This window comes from Streptomyces sp. GD-15H (genome assembly GCF_045291515.1).
In the GTDB taxonomy this organism is placed as follows: Bacteria; Actinomycetota; Actinomycetes; order Streptomycetales; family Streptomycetaceae; genus Streptomyces.
On the sequence record NZ_CP149447.1, the window covers coordinates 3,735,170 to 3,759,417 of the forward strand.

At 71.5% G+C, this 24,248-nt stretch carries 16 protein-coding genes, 3 pseudogenes and 1 riboswitch; of the genes and pseudogenes, 6 read left to right on the forward strand and 13 right to left on the reverse strand.

The window, feature by feature from the left end; genetic code table 11:
- Positions 1–55: 55 nt before the first annotated feature.
- The 3 genes and pseudogenes from WJ438_RS17415 to WJ438_RS17425 all read right to left on the reverse strand — a co-directional run.
- Positions 56–199 (reverse strand): annotated as a pseudogene (locus tag WJ438_RS17415) (ABC transporter ATP-binding protein); the annotation flags it as partial.
- 109 nt (positions 200–308) lie between these two features.
- Complete coding sequence (locus WJ438_RS17420; protein ID WP_406726070.1) at positions 309–1,541, reverse strand: LolA family protein; 1,233 nt, start codon at positions 1,539–1,541, stop codon at positions 309–311.
- Between the two features lie 238 nt (positions 1,542–1,779).
- Positions 1,780–2,790, reverse strand: coding sequence for a polyprenyl synthetase family protein (locus WJ438_RS17425; protein ID WP_406726071.1), 1,011 nt, complete (start codon positions 2,788–2,790; stop codon positions 1,780–1,782).
- 613 nt (positions 2,791–3,403) lie between these two features.
- Positions 3,404–3,567: riboswitch (cyclic di-AMP (ydaO/yuaA leader) on the forward strand.
- A 12-nt stretch (positions 3,568–3,579) separates the two neighbouring features.
- Between WJ438_RS17425 and WJ438_RS17430 the strand changes: the two genes are divergently transcribed.
- On the forward strand, positions 3,580–4,071 hold the full coding sequence (locus WJ438_RS17430) for a transglycosylase SLT domain-containing protein (RefSeq protein ID WP_406729719.1): 492 nt from the start codon (positions 3,580–3,582) through the stop codon (positions 4,069–4,071).
- 38 nt (positions 4,072–4,109) lie between these two features.
- On the opposite strand, the gene WJ438_RS17435 is transcribed toward WJ438_RS17430, so the two are convergent.
- Positions 4,110–4,976: an HAD family hydrolase gene (locus WJ438_RS17435; protein WP_406726072.1), complete on the reverse strand. Its 867-nt coding sequence runs from the start codon at positions 4,974–4,976 to the stop codon at positions 4,110–4,112.
- Positions 4,977–5,295: 319 nt separating this feature from the next.
- Here WJ438_RS17435 and WJ438_RS17440 point away from each other — a divergent pair, with 319 nt between their 5' ends.
- The 3 genes from WJ438_RS17440 to WJ438_RS17450 are packed head-to-tail and all read left to right on the forward strand — an operon-like array spanning position 5,296 to position 8,542.
- Positions 5,296–6,366 carry a GNAT family N-acetyltransferase gene (locus WJ438_RS17440; protein ID WP_406726073.1) on the forward strand — a complete coding sequence of 357 codons (1,071 nt, stop codon included), beginning with the start codon at positions 5,296–5,298 and terminating at the stop codon, positions 6,364–6,366.
- A 41-nt stretch (positions 6,367–6,407) separates the two neighbouring features.
- Positions 6,408–7,733 (forward strand): glycosyltransferase, encoded by a 1,326-nt coding sequence (locus tag WJ438_RS17445; RefSeq protein ID WP_406726074.1) that lies wholly within the window; start codon positions 6,408–6,410, stop codon positions 7,731–7,733.
- Positions 7,730–8,542: a polysaccharide deacetylase family protein gene (locus tag WJ438_RS17450; protein ID WP_406726075.1), complete on the forward strand. Its 813-nt coding sequence runs from the start codon at positions 7,730–7,732 to the stop codon at positions 8,540–8,542. Before WJ438_RS17445 ends, WJ438_RS17450 begins: the two co-directional genes overlap by 4 nt.
- 72 nt (positions 8,543–8,614) lie before the next feature.
- Here WJ438_RS17450 and WJ438_RS17455 read toward each other — a convergent pair whose 3' ends face one another.
- From WJ438_RS17455 to WJ438_RS17480, 6 genes are all read right to left on the reverse strand, one after another.
- Positions 8,615–9,808 (reverse strand): glycosyl hydrolase, encoded by a 1,194-nt coding sequence (locus tag WJ438_RS17455; protein ID WP_406726076.1) that lies wholly within the window; start codon positions 9,806–9,808, stop codon positions 8,615–8,617.
- Positions 9,805–10,230: a hypothetical protein gene (locus WJ438_RS17460; protein WP_406726077.1), complete on the reverse strand. Its 426-nt coding sequence runs from the start codon at positions 10,228–10,230 to the stop codon at positions 9,805–9,807. The genes WJ438_RS17455 and WJ438_RS17460 overlap by 4 nt, the downstream gene beginning before the upstream one ends.
- On the reverse strand, positions 10,227–11,408 hold the full coding sequence (locus WJ438_RS17465; protein WP_406726078.1) for a hypothetical protein: 1,182 nt from the start codon (positions 11,406–11,408) through the stop codon (positions 10,227–10,229). Before WJ438_RS17465 ends, WJ438_RS17460 begins: the two co-directional genes overlap by 4 nt.
- Complete coding sequence (locus WJ438_RS17470) at positions 11,324–12,085, reverse strand: hypothetical protein (RefSeq protein WP_406726079.1); 762 nt, start codon at positions 12,083–12,085, stop codon at positions 11,324–11,326. The genes WJ438_RS17465 and WJ438_RS17470 overlap by 85 nt, the downstream gene beginning before the upstream one ends.
- 212 nt (positions 12,086–12,297) lie before the next feature.
- Positions 12,298–14,781 carry an oligosaccharide flippase family protein gene (locus WJ438_RS17475; RefSeq protein WP_406726080.1) on the reverse strand — a complete coding sequence of 828 codons (2,484 nt, stop codon included), beginning with the start codon at positions 14,779–14,781 and terminating at the stop codon, positions 12,298–12,300.
- Positions 14,774–16,042, reverse strand: coding sequence for a DegT/DnrJ/EryC1/StrS family aminotransferase (locus tag WJ438_RS17480; RefSeq protein ID WP_406726081.1), 1,269 nt, complete (start codon positions 16,040–16,042; stop codon positions 14,774–14,776). The genes WJ438_RS17475 and WJ438_RS17480 overlap by 8 nt, the downstream gene beginning before the upstream one ends.
- Before the next feature lie 345 nt (positions 16,043–16,387).
- Here WJ438_RS17480 and fahA point away from each other — a divergent pair.
- Together fahA and WJ438_RS17490 are read left to right on the forward strand one after the other, a co-directional pair.
- Positions 16,388–17,601, forward strand: a pseudogene (gene fahA / locus WJ438_RS17485) (fumarylacetoacetase).
- Positions 17,602–17,849: 248 nt separating this feature from the next.
- Positions 17,850–18,788 carry a M56 family metallopeptidase gene (locus WJ438_RS17490; RefSeq protein ID WP_406726082.1) on the forward strand — a complete coding sequence of 313 codons (939 nt, stop codon included), beginning with the start codon at positions 17,850–17,852 and terminating at the stop codon, positions 18,786–18,788.
- Between the two features lie 43 nt (positions 18,789–18,831).
- Here the strand turns inward: WJ438_RS17490 and recQ are convergent.
- From recQ to WJ438_RS17505, 3 genes and pseudogenes are all read right to left on the reverse strand, one after another.
- Positions 18,832–20,825, reverse strand: a pseudogene (gene recQ / locus WJ438_RS17495) (DNA helicase RecQ).
- 176 nt (positions 20,826–21,001) lie between these two features.
- Complete coding sequence (gene nuoN / locus WJ438_RS17500; protein WP_406726083.1) at positions 21,002–22,651, reverse strand: NADH-quinone oxidoreductase subunit NuoN; 1,650 nt, start codon at positions 22,649–22,651, stop codon at positions 21,002–21,004.
- On the reverse strand, positions 22,648–24,243 hold the full coding sequence (locus WJ438_RS17505; RefSeq protein WP_406726084.1) for an NADH-quinone oxidoreductase subunit M: 1,596 nt from the start codon (positions 24,241–24,243) through the stop codon (positions 22,648–22,650). Before WJ438_RS17505 ends, nuoN begins: the two co-directional genes overlap by 4 nt.
- Positions 24,244–24,248: the final 5 nt, after the last annotated feature.

Below are 24,248 nucleotides of genomic sequence, written 5' to 3' on the forward strand. Positions count from 1 at the left end.
GCGCGTACAGGGCCTGAAGGCCGAGGTTCTTCACCAAGTCGTCCCAGTGGACGGGCATCGGCGTGCGGACGGTGGTGGTCCTGCCGGAGCCGTGGGGACCGAGGAAGCCGAAGACGCTGCCGGCCGGGACGGTCGGATCGAGACCGTCGACGGCGAGCCGTCCGCCGCGGTAGCGCTTGGTGAGCCCGCGGGTGACGATGAGCCGTCATCCGTACCTGCCTCACCCGCCGGCTCCCTCGTCCCCCGTCGTGCCCCACCGGGCCGGCCCTGTCGCCTCGTCAGGAGGTCCCAGGGGCCTGCATCCCCCGCTACTTCGCCTCGTTGGCAGCCTTCACCAGCGCGTCCTTCGTGACGGCGCCGGCGTAGACCTTGCCGTCCTCGGTGAACAGGGCGTTGACCAGGCGGGTGCTGAACACGGTGCCCGTGCCGAACTCGCCCTTCACCTGGTCGCCGAGCGAGCCGAGGAAGCCGCCGAGGTCACCGCCCTCGGAGCCGGTCGGCAGACCCCCCTCGGCGCCGGTGTCGAAGGTGGCGACGGAGTTCCAGCCCTCGCCGAGCATCTTCAGCCCGTCGAGTCCCTCGGCGAGGTCCTCCTCGGACTTGGGGGCACCCTGCGGCTTGCCGGTGAGCTCCCTGCCCTTCTCCCCCTCCTCCAGGGCCCCTTCCTCCGTCACCTTGGCGCCCTTGGGCGGGGTGAAGTCGAAGGTCGACGCGGCCGGCCGGTCGAAGCTGACCTTGGTGAAGCCGACATCCACGACGGCGGCACCGCCGCTCGCCGGGGTCAGCGTGAACTTCAGCGGCGTCCCGGTCCTGTGGTCCACCGCGATGCTGATCACACCGACCGTGGAACCGGACTGCTTGGGCTTGACCACCAGCTTGTAGGCGTCGCGACCGGCCACCTGCGCGGTGCCGTCGACGGTGACGGACGTGGTGTCGTCGACCGACTTCAGCACCTCCTCGGCGAAGTCCTTCGGCATGGCCGGGGGCTGGTGCTCCCGGTCCTCGTCCTCGGCGGACTCATCGACGGTGCCGTGGTAGACCTCGTGGGACTCGCTGTCGTAGCCCCAGACGTCCTTGCCGTTGTGGATCAGGCTGTACTCGGCGGCGTTCTCGAGCAGCGACACCTTCTGCCGGTCGGGGCCGTCGACCGCGACGCGCAGGGTGTGCGTGCCGGAGGCCAGCTCGGTGAGCTTGGCGGACGGGTCGGCGGACGAGCCGCCCTCGCCCCGCCCCATGGCGCCGGAGGCCAGGCTGCTCTCCAGGCCCCCGAGGTCCGGCAGTCCGAGGTCGGTGGTGATCTTCACGGTGCCGGACAGCTGTTCGGTGTCCGACTCGGCTATCTTCTCGATGAGCTGCGCGGCGGTGATCTTCGGCAGGTCCGGGTCGCCTGAGTCCGCGATCGCGGGGACGAGCCCGATGGTCGCGGCCGCCACTCCCATCACCGTGACCGGGACGATGTACCGCGCGGCCCTGCGCCCGCCCGCGCCCGGCTCGCGGGTCGTCCCCGCGGTCGTCGTGTCGTCGGATTCGTACGGTGCCATATGTGCCTTACCTCCGTGGTCGGCGGCGGCCTGCGTCTCGTGTTCCTCGCACCAGTCACACCCTGAGCCGCCATTCTCACCCGAATCGGTGAGGAGTGGTGTCCGTCGTGCTCCATCTGATCAAACCCCGCAGGCGGAAGCGTCAGACCCCGGACTCAACTCCGTGTACTGCTGCGGTATGACACGAGGAGGTGTTTCCTCCCCCGACCAGTAGGGGTCGAGGGAGGGTGGCGGGCGGTCAGCCGGCCCGGTGCACCACCGCGTCGCACAGCTCGGCCAGGGCCGTCTTCACGTCGCACTCCGGCAGCGGCGCCAGCGCCGCGCGCGCCTCCTGCGCATAGCGCACGGTGTCCCGGCGGGCCTGCTCCAGCGCGGGGTGCGCGCGCAGCAGGCGCAGGGCCTCGGCGTGCCGGCCGTCGTCCCTGAGATCGGAGTCCAGCAGCTCGCACAGCGCGATGTCCTCGGGCAGGCCCAGCCGGGCCGCTCGCTCGCGCAGCCGCAGCACGGGCAGCGTCGGAATGCCCTCGCGCAGGTCGGTGCCCGGGGTCTTGCCGGACTCGTGGGAGTCGGAGGCGATGTCCAGCACGTCGTCGGCGAGCTGGAAGGCGATCCCGAGCCGCTCGCCGTACTGGGTCAGCACGTCCACGACCGTGTCGTCCGCGCCGGACATCATGGCGCCGAACCGGCACGAGACGGCGACCAGTGAGCCGGTCTTGCCGCCGAGGACGTCCAGGTAGTGGTCGATCGGATCGCGGCCGTCCTGCGGCCCCGCGGTCTCCAGGATCTGACCGGTGACCAGCCGCTCGAACGCCCCCGCCTGTACCCGTACGGCCTCCGGCCCGAGGTCGGCCAGGATGTGCGAGGCGCGCGCGAAGAGGAAGTCGCCGGTGAGGACCGCGACGGAGTTGCCCCAGCGGGTGTTCGCGCTGGGCACCCCGCGCCGCACACCGGCGTCGTCCATCACGTCGTCGTGGTACAGCGTGGCCAGGTGGGTCAGCTCCACGACCACGGCGGACGGTACGACGCCGGGCGCGTAGGGGTCGCCGAACTGGGCGGCGAGCATCACGAGCAGCGGCCGGAACCGCTTGCCGCCTGCCCGCACCAGGTGCTGGGCGGCACCCGTGATGAAGGGGACCTCACTCTTGGTGGCCTCGAGCAGCCCTTCCTCGACAGCCGTCATCCCGGCCTGGACAGCGGCTTCCAGAGCCTGGTCCCGCACGCTCAGCCCGAATGGCCCGACGACGGTCACGAGGGGTCTCCTGTCTGCTGGTGTCCACTGGCGCTCAGACGTCTTGCGCTGCTTGTCGACAGGTCGCTGACATCACTCGAGTCAGCGTATCCGGTCATGTTTCGATCACCGCCAGCACCCACATTCCCCAAATTCACTTGCGCACGCGTGGACGGCACGTCACGGCGCCCTCCGATACCGGAACACCACCAGATCGTTTCCGACCAGTTGACAGCACAGGACATTCATCGACTTTCCGGACGCGCCTCACGCATGCGCCGGACACGCACCGAGCCGCATCTCGGCACGCAGTCCACCCCGCCCACCCCGGTGCCCGATTTGCCGTATTTGCTATGCAAATTCCTGTTGGCGGCAAATGCGCCCGCGCGGTGCGGCCAGTGAGGTCGGTCACGCGCATCCCGACCCGCACGCGACTCGCACGTGGGGACGTTTCCCCTTCCATCGAGCGCGAGTTGACCGTTGACGCCCGCAAAGGATCAAGCCCCCCAAACAACCCAAGGAAAGATCAACCGGCGTTATCCGTGACGTTCGCACTTGTTCCCGACATGTGCTCTCGCATACGTTCCCGGCCTGTCGGGCGGACGCCGAATCCTGCCGCCGCCCGCACCACCCATCGATCAACTCACTCACGCACGGCAGGAGCGGGGGACCCAGGTAAGCCGCCGGACCGGTTCGCGCCGGGACGGCTCGGGGTGAAGCCATGCCCGCAGGGGCACGGCCGGGCACTCTCCCGCCCGAACCCGACAGCTCACCTCGTAGGCGTAGGAGAGGAACGCATACATGCCCGCCATGCCCGCATCCGGTCAGCGCCGCTTCGGCCGCACCCGCCTCGTCCGCTCCCTCGCCGTCGCCGGCGTCGCCGTGATCGCCCTCCCGGTGTTCGGCGCCACCAGCGCCTCCGCCGCTCCCGCCGCGCCCGCGTCGTCCGCCCCGGCCGCCGCCGGATCCGAGACGGCGTACCCGGACAACCTCGACGGCTGGATCCGCGAGTCGCTGTCGATCATGGCGCAGCACGGCATCCCCGGCAGCTACGACTCCATCCACCGCAACATCCTGCGGGAGTCCTCCGGCAACCCGCAGGCCGTCAACCTGTGGGACTCCAACGCCGTCGCCGGCACCCCGTCGAAGGGCCTGCTGCAGGTCATCGACCCGACCTTCCAGGCGTACCACGTGCCCGGCACGGCCTTCGACCCGTTCGACCCGGTCGCGAACATCACGGCTGCCTGCAACTACGCGGCGGACCGCTACGGCTCGATCGACAACGTCTTCGGCGCCTACTGAGACACCCGGGCGCACCAGGGCACACCCGGCCCGAGGGGTCACCCGCCGGGGCGGAGGGCGGGGCGGCACGTGTGGGGGCGCGTGCCGCCCCGCTCCGCCCCGCCGAACAACCGCTCGAGGACGGCGGCCACGCCGTCGTCCTCGTTCGTCGTGGTGATCTCGTCGGCCACCGCCTTCAGCTCGGGGTGCGCGTTGGCCATGGCGACACCGTGGGCCGCCCAGTCGAACATCGGGATGTCGTTGGGCATGTCGCCGAAGGCGAGGGTCCGTTCCCGACTCAGCCCCAGATGCTCGGCGGCCAGCGCCAGCCCCGTCGCCTTGGTGACACCGCACGGCTGGAGCTCCACCGTGCCCGGTCCCGACATGGTGACCGTGGCCAGCGAACCGACCACCGAACGCGCCGTCGCCGCCAACTCGTCGTCGGTCAGGTAGGGGTGGCGCAACAGCACCTTGCTGATCGGCAGGACCCACAGACCGTCCCGTCGGCCGACCCGCACGGCGGGCAGCGTCGGGTGCGGCATCCGATAGCCCGGCTCGATCAGGGTGAGTCCGTCGGCCCCGTCCTGGTCGACCGCGGCGTACACCTCCCCCACCTCTGCCTCGATCTTGCCGAGCGCGGTCTCCGCCAGTTCCCGGTCCAGCGTGACGGAGTGGAGCAGCCGGTTCGCGCCGGCGTCGTACACCTGCGAGCCCTGTCCGCACACCGCGAGTCCCGTGCTCCCCAGCTCGTCCAGGAGCGGCCGCACTCTGGGCACCGGGCGGCCCGTCACCACGAGATGCCGGGCACCGGCCCGCGTCACCAGTGCGAGTGCGGCGAGGGACCGGTCGGAAAGAGAGTCGTCGCCGCGCAGCAGCGTCCCGTCCAGGTCGGTGGCGATGAGTGAATAAGCGGTGGGTGCGGCCATGATCAGAGAATACGGACACCACGCCTGCCCGACTCACCCTCACCCGGAACACCTCCGTCCGCACACCCCCGGCCCTTATCCTGCGCCCCCACCGCCGGACCATCGCCGCGCGACCGCTGTCCCACCACCGTGCGACCGCCTCGTCACGGCCGCGCGCCCGGCCGCTTCCGTCATCACCGGGTACGGGCCTGTCAAAGGCCTCTGCACCACTTGGCAACAACATGGTCCGCCACCTACCGTCCCGGTGGTCCCGGGCGGTACCTTCCAAGTGTCCGGGGGGACTTGATCGGGGGGTCAGGTGAGCAGTGGACGCACACGTGTGCTGAGGCTCGAGGAGCTCGGGGAGGGGGAGCGGAAACGCTGGCGTGAGCTGCGCGCCGCGACGGACGCACCCCGCAGCCCTTTCATGGAACCGGAGTTCGCCACCGCCGTGTCCCGGGTGCGGCCGCAGGCCCGGGTGGCGGTCCTGTACGAGGGGGCGTCCGCCGAACCGGTCGGCTTCCTGCCGTACGAGCGGGGCGCGTGGGGGCAGGGCCGGGCGGTCGGGCTCGGGGTATCGGACTGTCAGGGCGCCGTCCTGCGTCCGGGCCTCGTCCTGGAGACCGGTGAACTGCTGCGCGACTGCTCGGTGTCGAGCTTCGCCTTCGACAACTTGGAGGCGGACCAAGCCCTGTTCGTCCCGCACGCGGCCGAGGAGCACGCCACCTATGTCATCGACGTGGAGAAGGGTTACGAGACCTACGAGTCCGTACTGCGCACCCGGTCGCCGAAGTTCCTGAAGACAACGCTGACCAAGGAGCGCAGACTCGGCCGCCAGGCCGGACCCGTGCGGTTCGTCTTCGACGAACGCGAACCGGCCGCGCTGCGCGCTCTCATCGGGTGGAAGTCGGCCCAGTACCGCAGGACCGGGCGCCGCGACCGGTTCGCACAGGAATGGATCACACGGCTCGTGGGCCGCCTGGCCGGGACCCGGGCCCCGGAGTGCACGGGCACACTGTCCGTCCTGTACACCGGGGACCGCCCCGTCGCCGCGCACTTCGGCCTGCGCTCGGCCTCGGTCCTGGCCTGCTGGTTCCCGGCGTACGACCCGGAGTTCGCGAAGTACTCGCCGGGGCTCGTGCTGCATCTGCGCATGGCGGAGGCGGCGGCCGGCGAGGGCATCGGCCTGCTCGACATGGGGCGCGGCCCGGCCGAGTACAAGGACTCGCTGAAGACGGGCGAACTCGCCGTCTACGAAGGGGAGGCGATGCGTCCGGGCCTGGGCGCCGCGCTGCACCTGCTGCGCCATGAGCCCGTACGCCGGGCGCACCGCTTCGTCCGCGCCCACCCGCGTCTCGCGTCGCTGGCGTCGCGGACGTTGAAGGGGGCGGGGCGGCTGCGCCGTTCGTGAGGACCGGTCGTGAGAACCGGTCGTGAGGAGGGGGAGGGCTCATGTTACGCACGGCACGTACGCAGGAGGAGATACGGCGGTTCCTGGACATCGGCGCGGTCCAGGTCGCCGAACTGGACCTGAGCGGTGAGGAGACCGCCCTCAGACCCGGTCCGGGCAGCCCACCGGTGACGCACGGAGAGGTGTTCGTACTGGTCAGGCGGAGCGGCCGGCCGGTGGGCGCGCTGCTGGGACGGGTGCCGGAGGGGGCCGATCCGACGACGGTCCTGACGGCGCTCGCACGGCAGGCGCAGGGGCAGGCGCAGGACGTGGAGAGGTCCGTGGCCGCCGGGCCGCCGCCGCCCCACACCTCGGTCGTCGTGGCCACCCGGGAGCGGGCCGGACAGCTTGCCCGCACGCTCGACTCGCTCCTCGCGCAGGACCATCCGCGCTTCGAGGTCGTCGTCGTCGACAACGCGCCCGTGACGGACGAGACGCGTGACCTGGTGGAGCGGAAGTACGGGGAGCGCGTGCGGTACGTGTGCGAGCCGGTCCCCGGGCTCGCGACCGCGCACAACACCGGAGTCGCCGCCGCCCGGGGCGAGGTGATCGCGTTCACCGACGACGACGTCGTCGCCGACCCCCGCTGGCTCACCGAGCTGACCACGCCCTTCGCCACCGACCCCGGACTCGGCTGTGCCACCGGCCTGATCCTGCCCGCCCGGCTCCGCACCCCGGCCCAGGTCCTGCTGGAGAGCCACGGCGGTTTCGCGAAGGGGTTCACGCCGACGACGTACGACCCGGAGGACCCGCCCCGCGACGAGCCGCTGTTCCCCTTCACCGCGGGCCGGTTCGGCTCCGGCGCGAACATGGCGTTCCGTGCGGAGGTGCTGCGCGGAGTCGGCGGCTTCGACTCGGCCACCGGCGCCGGAACGCCGGCCCGGGGCGGCGACGACCTCTACGGGTTCGTCCGGATCCTCGCCCAGGGACACAGGCTCCACTACACGCCCGGCGCGCTGGTGTGGCACCACCACCGGGAGACCTGGGCCGACCTGGAGACCCAGGCGTTCGGCTACGGCGCCGGCCTCACCGCCTACCTCACCGCGATCCTGGTCAACCGGCCCGCGCTGCTGACGGCGTTCCTCGCCCGGGTGCCCCGCGGCCTGACCCACGCCCGCGGCCTGACCGCCGTACGGGACACCGGTGACGGGGGTGAGGGCGGTGGCACTGATGACGGAGGGGCCGCGCCGGGCGACCACGGCACCCGCACGCATCCATGGCCACGTCGCCTCTCACGTCTGCAGCGCAAGGGGATGCTGTACGGCCCGGTCGGCTACCTGCGAGCCCGGCGGGCGACAACGAGCCGAGCCGGGAGGGGCACGAGATGACGACGTCGTCGCGGGGTCCGGCGGCCATCCCCGTGTTCCTCTACCACGCCGTGATGGACGATCCGCCCGACTGGATCGCCGAGTTCACCGTCACGCCCAGGGAGTTCGCGGCCCATCTGGACGCCGTCGTGGACAGCGGCCGCACGCCCGTCACCATCAGCGCTCTCGCCGACCATCTGGCCGGGCGCGCGCCGCTGCCGCCCCGGCCGGTGCTCCTCACCTTCGACGACGGTTTCGCGGACCTGCCCGGCCCCACCGCCGAGGCACTGGCCGAACGCGCCCTGCCCGCCACCGCGTACCTCACCACCGGCGCCCTCACCCCGGCCTGCCGCAGCCTGCTCCCGCCGGCGCCGATGATGACCCTGGGCCGGGTGGCGGAGCTGGAACGTTCCGGCATGGAGATCGGCAGCCACACGGTCAGCCACGCCCAGCTGGACACGCTGACCGCCAGGCAGCTGCGCGCCGAACTGGTGGACTCGAAGGCCGTGTTGGAGGACACCCTCGGTCATCCGGTCCCCCACCTCGCCTACCCGCACGGCTACAACAGCCCTCGGGTGAGGGCCATGGCGTCCCGCGCCGGCTACGAGACGGCGACCGCCGTACGGCACGCGCTCAGCTCGGACCGGGACGAGTGCTACCGCATCGCCCGCCTCATCGTCCGCCGCGGCCACACCGTCGCCGACGTCACCACCTGGCTGGCGGACGGCGGCGCCCGGGTCGCCCCCTACCGCGACGGCCCGAAGACGATCGCCTGGCGCTGGTACCGGCGCGCCCGAGCGGCCCTGCGCGGAACGGAGTTCGCGGGCTGAACGGACCGGGCGGTCGTTCCAGGTTCGCCCCGGCGTTCGCTCCGGCCGCGTCGGGGCGAACGCCCGGTCACGTCATTTCGCCGGCTGGTTCAGGTACGGGTCGGACACCACCTCGCGCAGGCTTTCCCATGCCGCCTCGTCGGCCACGGCCAGATCGCAGTGCGGTCCGGGATCGTGGTGGTTCCACTGGAGCGCGGCCTTGACCCCCTCCAGCCCCTTCAGTACGGGCGGCACCTGCGCGTACCACTCGGCCTGCCGCTCCGGCCGCGAGTCGTCGTCCGCCGAGCCGAACTCGGAGAGCATCAGCGGCTTGCCGGCGGAGATGTTCTCGCGTACCCAGTCGTGCGTGGCCGTCTGGGTCTGCTCGAAGGTCAGCCACTCCGTCTTGTGACAGCGGTAGTAGTTGTACTGGTTGTAGCCGATCCAGTCGACGTACTCGTCCCCCGGGTACATCCCCTTGAACAGGTCACCGTGGTTGAGGTACCCGGTGATGATCCAGGTCCACACCACGTTGTCCACGCCCAGTTCCCGGAAGCGGTCGTGGATGTGCCGGTACGCCTTCACGTACTCCGCCGGTGTGCCGTTGTCCGGGGTGCGCGTGTCCATCTCCAGGTCGAAGGAGAGGAAGACCTTCTTCCCGGTGCGCTGCCCGTAGTCCTTGACGCGCCGGGCCTGGACGTCGATCACGGTCGCGTCCAGGTCGCCGTCGGCTATCTCCCTCCACGTCGGCTGCTGTCCCTTCGTGCCGCCCCACCATTTGCTCTCCCAGGACAGCAGCAGCATGCGGTCCTCGCCGACCCGTTGTTCCTCCGGGCTCAGCAACTGCCCCTCCCTGCGGGTGCCTTCGGACAGGGACATGTCGTGGTACGTGTACACGATGTCGAGCTTGCGGCCCACTCGTTCCTCGTATGCCTTCACCTTGTCCTCCAGGCCGGCCCGCTCATGCGGCACGAACGCCCCGAACCAGGCACCGCACGGCGGTTCGAGCAGCTCCGTGGGCCGGCACTCCTCCCCCGTTCCGGAGGACTCCGAGCCGGACGGTCCGGAGGCGTTGCACAGCGCGAGTACGGCGACCAGCACCGCGCAGACGGCCACGGCGGAGGTGCTCCACGGCCGCCGGCGGTTCGCGGCCGACCTGGTTCCGGGTTCCCGGCGCTGACCAGTGCCGGGACCGGGCCCGGTGTGCGTAGTGGCGTTCGTGCCGGTGGAGCGCCGGGCACGGCGCAGGGCGGCGACGATGCGGCGAGAGGGACGGGCGAACCTCACAGGACGGAACCCTTCCGTGTCCTCGGCGGGGAGGCACGCAGCCGCGGGAAGAACGCGGCGAGCGTGGTCAGCAGCGTCAGGGCCAGCAGCACCCGCTGCGCGCTGAAGGCATGGGTGGCGATCAGCACCGTCGCGACGACCATCACCGCGCCGATGCTGACGAACACGACCAGCATCAGCCGTTCCAGCAGGTCGGAGTGGCGGGCGAAGTCGGGGGCGCGCCGCTCGACGGGCCCCTGTGCGGCGCGTACGCGCAGCGCGGGACCGCAGAGACCGACCAGGGCCGCGCCGGGCCCCGCCGCCAGGAAGACGACGACGGCCGCACCCCGCAGCGGCGACCCGCCGGGGAGGGCCAGCGCGGCCAGCGCCAGCCAGCCGCCGAACGGCGGGAGCATCCTGATCACGAAGTCCTGCGGTGTCATCGTTCCGCCCCCTCCGCTGCGTCTTCCTCCGTCTGTCCCAGCTCGTAGACCACTCCCGCGCTGTTCTCCGCCACCGGCCGGAACCGCGGCGACGCGGCGACGGACTCCCGGACGCGGTCCAGCTGGGCCCCGGTGAGCTGCCCGTTCATCTCGGAGTTGGCCAACTGGCCCTGGGTGAAAAGGAAGTAGGCCCGAGCGGGACGTTCCACCCCGGCCATGTCGGTGGCGAGGGTGCCGGCCGGGTCCCGCACGATCTCGTCGACGTGTCTCCGGTCGTCCTCGAGGAACCAGTAGTGGTCGACACTCCCGTACGAGGCGTGGGCGAGCGGATAGTTGCGGTTGACGGCGACGACCAGTGAGCCCTCGGGCGCCTCGTCGAAGAGCTGCCGCACCAGGGCCACCTCCTGCGGCGGGAAGTAGCTGATCCTGTCCTTGCCCGAGTAGCTCGGGACGAACGCCAGGGTCCCGGCGAGCAGCACCGGCAGTGGGCCCCAGACCCGGACGCCGAAGCCGGTACGCAAGCCGAAGCCGTGGCGCGCACGGACTTCACCCTTCCGGCGGACCTCGGCCGCCGTCTCCGCCGCCGCCTCGGCGGCGGCGAGGGTGCGCACCTCGGGCAGCAGTGCGGCGGCGCCGAAGAAGGCGGCGCCGGGCAGCATGAACATCAGCACCCGGAAGATCATCTCGCTGCCGTAGCCGCTCGCCGCGAACATCGGCAGCGGTGCCGCCGTGATCACCAGCAGCGGCATCGCGCGGTACCGCAGCACGGGCTGCCGCCACACTCCGGCCGCCGTCAGCAGCAGGACGGAACCCGACAGCAGCCGGGCCACCCACGAGGTCGCCACCGCCCCGGTGCCGGTCGGGGTGGTGCCGTACCCCGTCTCGACGTTGCCGCCGACGTCGCCCACCGCGCGGATCATGTCCGGCAGCGCGGCGGACAGGAAGGGCAGCGCGGCCGTCAGACACCAGGCCAGGAAGATGACGACCGTGGTGACCACCGGAACCCAGTCCCGGTGGCGGCGCAGCAGCCACAGCGCGAGCAGTGACACGACCAGCATCCCGGGGGTGAGCTGGTGCGAGATGACGATCGCCGTCACCAGCAGGGTGACGACGGCGGTCCAGACGGCCTGCCCGCGCCGCCCGTCGCCCTCACCGGAAAGGCCGTACCTGCGCAGCACCACGGCCAGCACACCGAGATGCAGCGCGAAGGCGACGGACTGGGGGAGAAGTAGTCCTGGCCCACCCAGTTGGCGACGTAGAAGAGCCAGACCGCGGTCCAGATCAGTCGCCGGTCCTCGGTGAAGGTGCGGTAGATCAGCAGCAGCGGAAGCAGCAGCAACAGGCTGGACGCCAGCGGCCACCACGCCATGTACATCGCCGCCGAGTCCACGCCCAGCAGCCGCACCAGCGCCGCCTGTGCGGCGAAGAAGCCCGGCCACTGGTCGTAGACCGCCATGTCGCCGATCCGGTCGGCGCTCTGGAGCCCGCCGACCGTCAGCAGGTGGTCGACGACACCGTCGTGCTTCCACGCCCAGGCGTACAGCGGGGTCGGGTAGAGCACGGCCTGTGTGGCCCGCTCCATCACCAGCAGGCCGAGCACGTACGCAGCCGACCAGCCGCCGGGCCGCCGCCGGTCGCGGACCGTGCACCAGAAGCCGGCGGTGAGCACGGCGAGACCGGCCCAGAAACCCGGGTGGAGCGCGGTGACCAGGCCGTAGTCGTCGAGGTGCGACACATCGGTGTGCCGGACCGCGTACAGCCACAGCGCCAGTGCCAGCGCCAGCGGTACCGCGGGCCAGAGCGCGCGGGCACGGGGCACCAACCAGAGGGGCGGCAGGTCGGAAAGATCCGTCACGGGCTCATGGACCGGGGTCGACGACTCCGAGGAGGGACGGGTCCGCGACTCGGTCCGCGAATGCGGTTCAGCAGGCATGACCGACGCCGGTGTGCTCTCCGGTGCGGGCTCGGACGCGGATCTCTCGCGTGGAGTGGCTGGCGGACGCACGGTGGTTCCCCCCTGGCGGTTCGGCTCCAGAACGTGATCGGTCGTTTCGGTCGGTCGCTGGTTCAGCCGTTCGGTTGTCTGCGGTCGGGCGACCGCGTCGCCGGCATGGCACGGCGCAGCGGCGGAAGGGGGAGGAGAGGCAGCAGCAGAAGCAGCGCGGCGAGCAGGGGCGGGGCCACCGGTGCGAGCGCGTCCCGCCACACCCAGCCGGCCACGGCGAGGGGATACAGCACCCCCCAGCGTCCCGGCCAGGACAGCCGGCTGCCCGCGCGCGCCGACAGCAGCCACAGCGGGACGAGGCACAGCAACTGGCAGAGCGGCGGTGTCCAGCGCAGCAGGGGCTCGGGGCCGGCGAGTCCCATCGCGTCCGCGAGAAATGTGGCCGTCTGCGAATACCACACCCCACCCACCGGCCTTGGCTCCCAGCCGAGGGCGACAGGTGCGGCGTACAGGGCGAGCAGGGCGGAGCCCAGCGCGGTGCCGGGGAGCCAGGGGTCGGGTCGCGTGCACAGCGTCACCGAGGCGACGAAGACCAGGAGCAGCACTCCCCCTGCGGCGAGCGCCGGAAGCGACAGCCCTCCCAGTAACAGGCGCCCCGTCAGTTCCCCCGGTTCCTCGGGCTCGGATCCGCCGAGCCAGGGCAGCGAGCGCACCGACACCCAGAAGACGATGAGGGCGAGTCCGAGCAGCACCCAGAGGACGTCGCGCAGGCGTCGCTCGGTCTCGTCACCGGTCGACGACGACGGGGCCACGCGGCGCGCACCGGACCGGACGGGGCGAACGTCCTCCACGCTGTCCCGCGGCGCGTCCCGTGAGGGGCGCTCCTCCTGCTTCTCCGGCTCTCCCTGCTTCTCCGGCTCATGCGGCTCATGCGGTCCGTCGTCCCGGCCCGGTACATCCCGGGGAGTGTGCGCCTCCCCGTCCCCCTCCCCCGGCTCAGGACCGGTGTCCTCCTCCGCGTCCCCCTGCGCAGCCGTGTCCGCGGGGCGGGACCGCACGAGGAACGCCAGCGTGTCCGCCTGGAGCGCCTCCCGTTCGTAACCGGGGCGGCCGATGAACAACGTGACGGTGTCGTCGCCGTCCTGCCCGGAATCTTCCTTGTCCTCGTAGACGGCCCGGCGGGCCCAGCCCGTGCCGTACCCGGCGGTGGCGTTCGGCTTCGCCCAGCGGGTGCCGTAGGCGGACCCGGCGGAGGCCCGGCCGGCCCGGCCCGTCCCGTCCTGCCCCAGGGGCCCGCCGAGCGTGCCGCGCAGCGCCGACCGTAGCCCGAACACCGAGACGACGGCGATCAACGTCATGCTGATCAGCACCGCCCACCCGGCCCCCGCGATCCCCGCGGGGCTGAACAGCACGGCCGCGCTGCCCAGTACCAGCACACACATGGCCCCTTGGAGGGCGGCGAGCACACCGGTGCGTCCCTGCACCCGCAGCACCCCGATGTACAGCTCCACGACCACCCGGGGCAGCGCCCCGAGCGCGAGCAGCCGCAGCACGGCCGCGCCGTGCTCGGCGTAGTCCGCGCTGAACGGTGTGAGGATCTGCGGCGCGAAGACCGCGAGCACCAGCACCACCGGCACCAGCAGCAACGCCATCCGGCGCAGTGCCCCCTGGACGCCGTCCACGAGTTGCCGTGGGTCGTGCGAGGCGTGGGCGGTGAGCGACGAGGCCATATTGATGGCCATGAACTCCATGGTGCCGCCGACGGTGTACGCCACGTAGAAGTAGCCGTTGTCGGCGGCGCTGAAGCGCACCGCGACCATCACCGGCAGCAGGTTGATCATCGCCAGGCTGAACAGGGCGCCGAGCGAGTCTCCGGCCAGGAAACGGCCCATGTCCCGGACCTTGGGCGGTTCCCGGTCACGGTCGACGACGGCCTGGCCCGGGATGAGCCTACGGAAGATCAGCCAGCCGAGCGGCAGCGTGGAGAACGCGATCGCGACGGCCCAGGACACGAAGATGCCCAGTACCGGCAGCGCGCTCGCGAAGACGGCCAGCAGGACCAGCTTCCCGGTGGAGAAGACGGCGTTCCCGACGGGCACCCACTCCGTCTTCCGCAGGCCCGTGAGCACCCCGTCCTGCAACGTGAGCAGCGCCCACGCCACGCACGCCGCGACGAACAACGCGCCCGCCAGCGGTGTGCCGAGGGGTTCGTACGACGTGCCCCACAGATCCAGCGTGAGCAGGAAGACGCCCGCGGCCAGGGCGACGACCAGCGAACTCGCCCCGTACACGCTCCACACCAGGCGCCCGGTCTCGCGGCCGGCCCGCGGCACGAAGCGGACCACGGCGCCGATCATCGTGGTCGCGGTGATGCCGGCGAGCAGCCGCATCGCGGCGATGGCGGCAGAGCCCTGGCCGACCGCGTCCTCGGAGTAGTAGCGCGCGGCCACGAGCCAGAAGCCCAGGCCGAGGACCGCGGACACGCCGGTGCTGAGCATCAGGAAGTAGGCGTTCTTGAACAGCGAGTCGGAGCCGGACCTGTTGTCGGCAGGTTCGGGGCGGCCGCCGCGCACCACGGCGGGTTCGTGCACCTGGATCTCAGTCACGGGGCGGACCCAGCCCTCTCGCCGTGTTCCCCGGCCGTACCACCCCGTGCCGCGCCGGTCCCCCCGGTACCGCCGACGCCGCCGATTCCTGCGGTACCGCCGATTCCTCCGGTGCGGCCCACGTCTCGGGCGGCTCGGTCGGCCGTGCCCCGGACCGTTCCAGCACCTCGACGGCCTCCCGGGCCCGCAGCGGGTCCACGGGCAGCGCGTGCCGCGCGAACCAGCGAGCGCCCTCGGGCGCGGGCGACGGGTCGGTGAACACCGCTCCCGCGTAGTCGTCCAGGGGCGGATCGTAGAGGTAGCCGACGACGATGCCGCGCCGTGCCAGCGCCTCGATCGCGGCGTCCCGGTCCGCCACGAGCAGCGGCACCCGGAACAGCGGCTGCGCCGCACTGTCCGGACGCGGCCGGGCCCACCGCGTCGACAGCAGCAGTTCCGTACCCGCGCGCGAGGCCGCCAGCACGTCGTCCAGCCGCCCGAGCCTGCGACGGACCCGGCGCAGACGCACGGGGCCGGACTCCAGCCGGTAGTCGTGCATGTCGACCCGGACCCAGGGATCGTGCGCGGCCAGATCCGGGGCGGAACGCACGGCGTCGGCCAGCGCGTCCGGACGCAGTGGCATGCGGATCCCCTCACGCTCCGTCAGCCCCAGCAGTCCCATCGCGGCCCAGGCCGCCCGGCGCAGCCCGAGCCTCCGCACGGAGGCCTCGGCATACGGCCTTACCGCATAGGTGAGTTCGGACGCCATCCGGCGTGGGGCGAGCAGTTCGGCGCAGGCCTCCCGCACCGCTGCGCCCCGGCCCGGGTCGGCCAGCGAGAGAATGCCCCCCGTCTGGGCGCCGACGTGTTTGGAAAGGCTGAAAACAGACGCATCACCCCAGGCGCCGACCGGCCGCCCACCGATTTCGCTGCCGATGGCGTGCGCCCCGTCCTCGAACAGCGGGATGCCCAGCGCATCACAGCGGGACCTCAGTCCGGGCGCCGGATCCGGGTTGCCGTACAGGTTCGTGGTCAGTACGGCGGACAGCGAGCCCCACACCTCGTCAGGCACGGCATCGGTGTCGATGGACGCGTCGAGCGGGTTCAGCGGCGCCTGCACCGGGCGCAGCCCCGCCGCGAGCACCACGAAGAAGATGACGTCGTCGTTGACCGGCGACATCAACACCCTGCCGCCGGGCGGGCACCAGTGGCGCAGTGCCACGAACAGCCCGAACCTGCATGACGGCACGTACACGCATTCCCGGCTGAGCCGGCCGCGCATGACTTCTTCCAGCCTCTTCGGCTGCGAGCCAGACCGCGCCGAGCCCGGACCGGCCTCCCCTATGGCCATCCGTCCCCCTGATGTGCCATCGGAACGCCCCCTCCCCGAGGCCTTCCGGCACCCGCCCAGAGTCGCCCCGTTCGCACCGCTCCGTCAAGATTGCGTCGCGTCCTGTGGATAACTTCCGGTACGCAAGGGGAAGCGGCACATGAACCCGCTTCCCCGTCACCCGTCGCCCCGGACCCGTCCGTCCGCCTCTGCCCAAGACCACCGCGGCACCCGTAACGTGTGGCACGACCACGGAAACGTGGAGCACCTGCGCACACGAAAGCGAGGCAGCACCCGATGCCCCCCTTCGATGTCCCCGAGGGCGATCCCTTCGGCCCGCACAATCTGCCGTACGGCGTGTTCTCTCCCCCGGCTCGACGGAGCAGAGGGTGGGCGTCCGGCTCGGCGATCACGTCCTCGACGCCGGCGCGGCAGCACACGCCCTGGGCTCCCCGTACGCCTCCCTGCTCGCCCGCCCGACCCTCAACCCCCTGCTGGCGGCGGGCCGGACGGCCTGGTCCGACGTGCGGCGGGCACTCACGGCCTGGGTGACCGTCCCGGCGCACCGGGAGACCGTCGGGCCGCTGTTCCACCCGTTGTCCTCGGTGGCCCTGCACCTCCCCTTCGAGGTCGCGGACTACGTCGACTTCTACGCCTCCGAGAACCACGCCCGGAACGTTGGCCGGATCTTCCGCCCCGACGCGGCCGACTCCCTCACCCCGAACTGGAAGCACCTGCCGATCGGTTACCACGGCCGCTCCGGCACGGTGCTGGTGTCCGGCACGGACGTCGTACGGCCCTCGGGGCAGCGCAAGGCACCGACCGACCCGGTCCCGGTCTTCGGCCCGTCGGTCCGGCTGGACATCGAGGCCGAGGTCGGCTTCGTGGTCGGGACGCCGTCCGAGCGGGGCCGGCCGGTGCCGCTCGGCGGCTTCCGTGACCACGTCTTCGGCCTCTGCCTCCTCAACGACTGGTCCGCACGCGACGTCCAGGCCTGGGAGTACGTCCCCCTCGGCCCGTTCCTCGGCAAGTCCTTCGCCACCTCGGTGTCGGCCTGGATCACCCCCCTGGAAGCCCTGGAAGAGGCCCGGGTGGCGCCACCGGAGCGCACTCACGAGCTGCTGCCGTACCTGGACGACGCGGACGAGGAACCCGGCGGTTACGACCTGCGGATCTCCGTGGCCGTCAACGGCCACGTCGTCTCCGAACCCCCCTTCTCCACCATGTACTGGACGGCCGCCCAGCAGCTCGCCCACATGACCGTGAACGGCGCCTCCCTGCGCACCGGCGACCTCTACGGCTCCGGCACGGTGAGCGGCCCCGCCGAACGGGAACGCGGGTCCCTGCTGGAACTGACGTGGAACGGGCGGGACGCCCTCGAACTCCCCGACGGCAAGCGGACGTTCCTGGAGGACGGCGACGTGGTGACCCTGTCGGCCTGGGCCCCGGGACCGGACGGTGTCCGCGTCGGCCTCGGCGAGGTCACGGGGCAGGTGATCCCCGCAGGCTGATCCCGGGGGCCGGTCCTGGCGGCCGGTCCTGGCGGCCGGTCCTGGGTCAATCCCCTCGATCCCAGGGTTGCCTCCCGCGGGCCGTCCTCCCGCCGCCGCGACGACTGCCCCGCACGCCCTCCCATCTTCGTCGACCCCCTGCCTCACACCGTCCTTCGCCGTCATACTTGGCGTCGGGCGGTGTGCGGCTCCCGCACGTCCCGCACGGTCCGAAGCCCCCTCTGCCGACAGGATCCGGAGCCCGTGGCATGACCCTCTGCCTGCTCCTGCTGAGCGTTGTCGCCGTGACGGCCGCCGGGCCCGTCCCTCGCGCGCTGACCCGGGCCAACTGGCCGGAGCGGGAACCGGTGGTCGCCCTGTGGGTCTGGCAGTGTCTCGTCGCCACGGTCCTGCTGTGCTGCGCGACCGCCCTCGCCCTGGGCGCCGCGGCCGTCTTCGGCACCGTCCGCGCCCAGCTCTTCGCGCCGGCCCCGCCCGCGGTGACCGCGGCGTACGACCTGTCCGCCGCCTCGCCGTGGACGGCCGCTCTCACCCTGCTGCTGGCCTGCGGTGCCGCCTGGACCGCGGCCATGCTGGTGCGGGAACTGGTCGACGCCCGCCGACGCCGCGCCCAGGTCCGCGCACATCTGCTGGAACGCGCCCCCGACCTGCCCGCCGGTCTCCCCGCCGCCCGTGGCCCCCTGCTGGTGCTGGAGGACGAGTACCCCGACGCCTGGTGGATGCCGGGCAGCCCGCCCCAGCTGATCGTCACCACCGGTGCCCTGCGCCGCCTCACCGACCACCAGATCGACGCTGTCCTCACCCACGAACGCGGCCACGCCCGCGCCCACCACGACTGGCTGCTGCACCTCTCCACCGCGCTGGCCACCGGCTTCCCCCGGATCCCGCTGTTCACCCACTTCTGCGACCAGACCCACCGTCTGGTCGAACTGGCCGCCGACGACACGGCCTCCCGCCGCTGCGGCCACCTGACCACGGCACTGGCGCTGATCGAGCTCAACCAGCACCGTGGCGTCCTGTCCTGCGCCTCCAGCCACCGCCTGCTCGGCGAGCGCGTCGACCGCCTTCTGAAGCCCCCGCCCCGCCTCGGCCGCCGTGACCGCGCCCTGACGACGACAGCGGCGGCCCTGGTCCCCCTCCTCCCCCTGCTGATCACCTTCGCCCCGGGCCTCACCGCCCTGTCCTAGGCCCCGAGCCGCACCGTCCGCCCGGTCCGCACCCGGCGGCGGGCTACACCCAATCGTCCGGCTCCGGTTCGGCGTCCATCTCGGGCCAGTCGTCCGACGCGGAACCGGTGCCGTCGTCCGGAGCCGCGCCCTGCGCCCCGGCCCCCGGCCACCCGCCCAGCGCCCCCAGCACCGTCAGTACGCCCTCCCCGTACGTCGCGAGCTTCTTCTCACCCACCCCGCTGATCCCGCCGAGCTCGGCCATCGAACCGGGCCAGACCGTGGCGATCTCCCGGAGCGTGGCGTCGTGGAAGATGACGTACGCGGGGACACCCTGCTCGCGGGCCTGCTCGGCACGCCAGGCGCGCAGCGCCTCGAAGGCCGGCACGAGTTCCTCGGGCAGCTCGGCCGCAGCGGCCTTGGCCCTGCCCCTCCCGGAGCCCGCCGTTCCCGAGGGCCCCGACCGGGAAGTCACCGGCTTCTTCGGCTCCTTGCGCAGCGGCACCTCACGCTCGCGACGCAGCACCGCCCCGCTGGCCTCGGTCAGCACCAGCGTGCCGTAGTCACCCTCGACCGCCAGCAGTCCCTGGGCCAGCAACTGCCGGACGACGCCCCGCCACTCGCCCTCGCCGAGATCCTCACCGATCCCGAACACGGACAGCTGGTCGTGATCGAACTGAATGACCTTGGCGGTGCGCTTCCCCAGCAGGATGTCGACGATCTGCACCGCGCCGAACTTCTGCCCGCGCTCCCGCTGCAGCCGCACCACCGTCGACAGCACCTTCTGGGCCGCGACGGTGCCGTCCCAGGTTTCCGGCGGGGTGAGGCAGGTGTCGCAGTTGCCGCAGCCCGCCGGAGCGGCGCCGTCCTGGCCGAAGTAGGCCAGGAGCCGACCGCGCCGGCACCCGGCCGTCTCGCACAGTCCGAGCATCGCGTCCAGATGCTGGGCGGCTCGCCGCCGGAAGGCCTCGTCGCCCTCGCTGGACTGGATCAGCTTGCGCTGCTGTATGACGTCGTTCAGCCCGTACGCCATCCAGGCCGTGGACGGCAGCCCGTCACGCCCCGCGCGGCCCGTCTCCTGGTAGTAGCCCTCGACGGACTTGGGCAGATCCAGGTGGGCGACGAACCGGACGTCCGGCTTGTCGATGCCCATCCCGAAGGCGATGGTCGCCACCACGACCAGGCCGTCCTCCCGCAGGAAGCGGGCCTGGTGCGCGGCGCGCGTCCCCGCGTCCAGCCCCGCGTGGTAGGGCACCGCCTCGATGCCGTTGCGGCTGAGGAACTCGGCCGTCTTCTCGACGGAGTTGCGTGAGAGGCAGTAGACGATGCCCGCGTCGCCGGCGTGCTCCTCGCGCAGGAAGCTCAGCAACTGCTTCTTGGGGTCGGCCTTCGGCACGATCCGGTACTGGATGTTGGGCCGGTCGAAGCTCGCCACGAAGTGCCGGGCGTCCGGCATGGCCAGCCGCTCGGTGATCTCCTGATGCGTGGCATGTGTGGCCGTCGCCGTGAGCGCGATCCGGGGCACGTCCGGCCAGCGCTCGCCGAGCAGTGACAGCGTGAGGTAGTCCGGCCGGAAGTCGTGTCCCCACTGGGAGACGCAGTGCGCCTCGTCGATCGCGAAGACGGAGATCTTCCCCGCGAGAGCAGCTCCAGCGAGCTGTCCAGCCGCAGCCGCTCCGGCGCGAGATACAGCAGATCCAGCTCGCCCGCCAGGAACTCGGCCTCGACCACGCGACGCTCGTCGAAGTCCTGCGTGGAGTTCATGAACCCGGCGCGCACACCGAGCGCCCGCAGCGCGTCCACCTGGTCCTGCATCAACGCGATCAGCGGGGAGACGACGACTCCCGTGCCCGGTCTGACCAGGGCCGGAATCTGGTAGCACAGGGACTTGCCACCACCGGTCGGCATCAGGACGACGGCATCCCCGCCCGCGATCACATGCTCGATCACCGCTTCCTGCTCACCGCGGAAGGCCTCGAACCCGAACACCCGACGCAGCGCCGCCAGCGCCTCGCTCTCCCTCACTGCCATCCCACCACTACCGCCCGTCCCACCCATCGTCCCGCCCCCGTACGACCACGCTCGTTCACTCTCGACCACCACGCCCACGATAGGCGCCCGCACCGACAACCCCGGAGTTGTCCACAGGCCGCGTCGGCCCTGTCCTTGTCACGACGACGGCCCGGCACCCCCCGAGCGGGTGCCGGGCCGCCCTGTCGTCGGCGGGTGCCTGGTCAGCGCACGAACACTCCCGCGTCGCCCGCCAGCTCCAGGAAGTACTGCGGTGCCACACCGAGCACCACCGTGACCACCACGCCCAGCCCAATCGCCATCATCGTCAGCGGCGACGGCACCGCGACGGTCGGGCCCTCGGGCCGCGGCTCGCTGAAGAACATCAGGACGATCACCCGGATGTAGAAGAACGCCGCGATCGCCGACGCGATCACACCGACCACGACCAGCGGTACCGCACCGCCCTCCGCCGCCGCCTTGAACACGGCGAACTTCCCGGCGAAGCCGGAAGTCAGCGGAATGCCCGCGAAGGCGAGCAGGAACACCGCGAACACCGCCGCCACCAGGGGCGAACGGCGGCCGAGACCCGCCCACTTGGACAGGTGCGTCGCCTCACCGCCGGCATCCCGCACCAGCGTCACCACCGCGAACGCGCCGATCGTCACGAACGAGTACGCCGCCAGGTAGAAGAGGACGGACGAGATGCCGTCCGGCGTGGTCGCGATGACACCCGCGAGGATGAAGCCCGCGTGCGAGATCGCCGAGTACGCCAGCAGCCGCTTGATGTCGGTCTGGGTGATCGCGAAGATGGCACCGCCCAGCATGGTGACGATCGCGACGGCCCACATGACCGGCCGCCAGTCCCAGCGCAGGCCGGGGAGCAGCACGTACAGCACCCGCAGCAGGGCACCGAACGCCGCCACCTTGGTCGCCGCCGCCATCAGACCCGTCACCGGCGTGGGCGCGCCCTGGTACACGTCGGGTGTCCACATGTGGAAGGGGACGGCACCGACCTTGAACAGCAGGCCCATGATCAGCAGGCCCGCGCCCACCAGCAGCAGCACGTCGTTGCCCATGGTGTTGACGAGGGCGGGGTCGACCTCCTGGATCGTGCCGTCGACGACCTGCGCGATCGTCGCGTACGACATCGAGCCCGCGTAGCCGTACAGCAGCGCGATGCCGAAGAGGAGGAACGCGGAGGCGAACGAGCCGAGCAGGAAGTACTTGACCGCGGCCTCCTGCGAGATCAGCCGCTTGCGGCGGGCCAGCGCGCAGAGCAGGTACAGCGGGAGGGAGAGGACCTCCAGGGCCACGAAGAGCGTCAGCAGGTCGTTGGCCGCCGGGAAGACCAGCATGCCGGCGACCGCGAAGAGCAGCAGCGGGAACACCTCGGTGGTGGTGAACCCGGCCTTGACCGCCTTCTTCTCGCTGTCGCTGCCCGGCACGGCCGCCGCCTGCGCGGCGAACGAGTCGACGCGGTTGCCGAGCACCTCCGGGTCGAGCCTGCGCTCGGCGAAGGTGAACAGGCCGACCAGGGCCGTCAGCAGGATCGTGCCCTGCAAGAACAGGGCCGGGCCGTCGACGGCGATCGCGCCCATCGCCGCGATGCCCGCCCTGGTCGTGCCGTAGCCGTCGGCCGCGAGCGCCACCACCGCGGCGAACGCGGCGACGAGTGCGGCCGTCGCGACGAACATCTGTGCGTAGTAACGGAACTTGCGCGGGACGAAGCCCTCGACCAGGATCCCGACGACCGCCGCGCCGACGATGATCAGGGTGGGGGCGAGCTGGGCGTACTCGATCTTCGGCGCGTCGATCCTCGAGATCGGGTCGGCCGCCGTTGTCCACAGGCTGTGGACGGCTGATGTGCTCACTTGGCCGCCTCCACCTCGGGCTGGGGGTCCTTCTTCTGTACGTCGGACATGGTCTGCTTCACCGCCGGGTTCACGATGTCCGTGACGGGCTTCGGGTAGACGCCCAGGAAGACCAGCAGCACGATCAGCGGCGCGGCCACGGCGATCTCACGCACCCGCAGGTCGGGCATCTTGGCAAGCTCGGGCTTGAGGGGGCCCGTCATCGTCCGCTGGTAGAGGACGAGGGTGTAGAGCGCGGCGAGCACGATGCCGAAGGTGGCGATGACACCGATCACCGGGTAGCGCGTGAACGTGCCGACCAGGACCAGGAACTCGCTGACGAACGGCGCCAGTCCCGGCAGCGACAGCGTCGCCAGGCCGCCGATCAGGAACGTGCCGGCGAGGACCGGCGCGACCTTCTGCACACCGCCGTAGTCGGCGATGAGCCGGGAGCCGCGCCGCGAGATCAGGAATCCGGCCACCAGCAGCAGGGCGGCGGTGGAGATCCCGTGGTTGACCATGTAGAGCGTCGCCCCGGACTGGCCCTGGCTGGTCATCGCGAAGATGCCCATGATGATGAAGCCGAAGTGCGAGATCGACGCGTACGCGATCAGCCGCTTGATGTCGCGCTGGCCGACCGCGAGCAGCGCCCCGTAGATGATGCTGATGACGGCCAACACCATGATCGCGGGCGTCGCCCACTTGCTCGCCTCCGGGAACAGCTGGAGGCAGAAGCGCAGCATCGCGAAGGTGCCCACCTTGTCCACGACGGCCGTGATGAGCACGGCGACCGGGGCGGTGGACTCCTGCATGGCGTTGGGCAGCCAGGTGTGCAGCGGCCACATCGGTGCCTTCACCGCGAAGGCGAAGAAGAACCCGAGGAACAGCCAGCGCTCGGTGCTCGCCGACATCTCGAGCGAGCCGTTGGCCCGCGCCTCGGCGATCTCCGTGAGCGAGAAGTTCCCGGCGACCACGTACAGCCCGATCACCGCGGCCAGCATGATCAGACCGCCGGCCAGGTTGTAGAGCAGGAACTTGACCGCCGCGTACGAACGCTGCGTCGCGGCCGCCTGCTCGCCGTGCTGGTGGGCCCGGTCCCCGAAGCCGCCGATCAGGAAGTACAGCGGGATCAGCATGGCTTCGAAGAAGATGTAGAAGAGGAAGACGTCGGTGGCCTCGAAGGAGAGGATCACCATCGCCTCGACGACCAGGATCAGCGCGAAGAAGCCCTGCGTGGGCCGCCACCGCCCCGCGGCGAAGCTGCTGCGGGATGCAGCGTCGGTCTTCAGGGGGTCCGCGTCGTGCCAGCCCGCGAGGATGATGAACGGGATCAGCAGGGCGGTCAGCGCGATCAGCGCGACCCCGATGCCGTCCACCCCGAGCTCGTAGCGGACCCCGAAGTCCGCGATCCAGGCATGCGATTCGGTGAGCTGGTAGCGGTCGCCGCCCGGGTCGAAACGCACCAGGACGACGATCGCCAGCACCAGGGTGGCGATCGAGACCAGTAGGGCCAGCCACTTGGCGGCGGTGCGTTTCGCGGCCGGTACGGCGGCCGTGGCGATCGCCCCGATGGCCGGGAGCGCCGCCGTCGCTGTCAGCAGAGGAAAGGACATCGGTA